1 protein-coding gene is annotated in these 418 nt (G+C 42.1%); it reads right to left on the reverse strand.

All coding sequences use genetic code 11. The features are described 5' to 3' along the window. Positions 1 to 133: 133 nt before the first annotated feature. Positions 134 to 385, reverse strand: coding sequence for a DUF3081 domain-containing protein (locus IQR33_RS17460; RefSeq protein WP_005374440.1), 252 nt, complete (start codon positions 383 to 385; stop codon positions 134 to 136). Positions 386 to 418 lie beyond the last annotated feature (33 nt).

Consider the following 418-nt stretch of genomic DNA (forward strand, 5'->3'; position numbering starts at 1 on the left):
GTTCTCGCCTTTTTCTAGCAGTAGGCGAAAGCTCGTTTGACTTTACTGAGCGAGCAAGACAAGCTCATTTCTTCTCCTAAAGCCCAAGGGGGCATTCTCCCAAGGGCTTTTTTAATATTTGGGTGATGACCGTTTACTTGGCGAGCGTCGCAATCTTTTTCAGAAAGCTCTCTTTCAAATGCTCTTGGTCATATTCCAAGTGATAGGTGTTGTGGAAGCCAATTTTTAGCTCAACACCATTTCCTCTCAAGAAAACGTTGTACCCATCGTAGTCAGAAAAGGCTTCTACACCTTCATACATTTTACCAAATTCGGTTGGTGTACCGTTGTTCATCACACATTCGTAAGCCTGTAGTACTTTGCTCGGATCTAACTCATTTTTCATACCGAATTCCTCACTGGTTTACACATTTCAATT

It is taken from the genome of Vibrio sp. OPT46 (genome assembly GCF_015163535.1).
In the GTDB taxonomy this organism is placed as follows: Bacteria; Pseudomonadota; Gammaproteobacteria; order Enterobacterales; family Vibrionaceae; genus Vibrio; species Vibrio alginolyticus.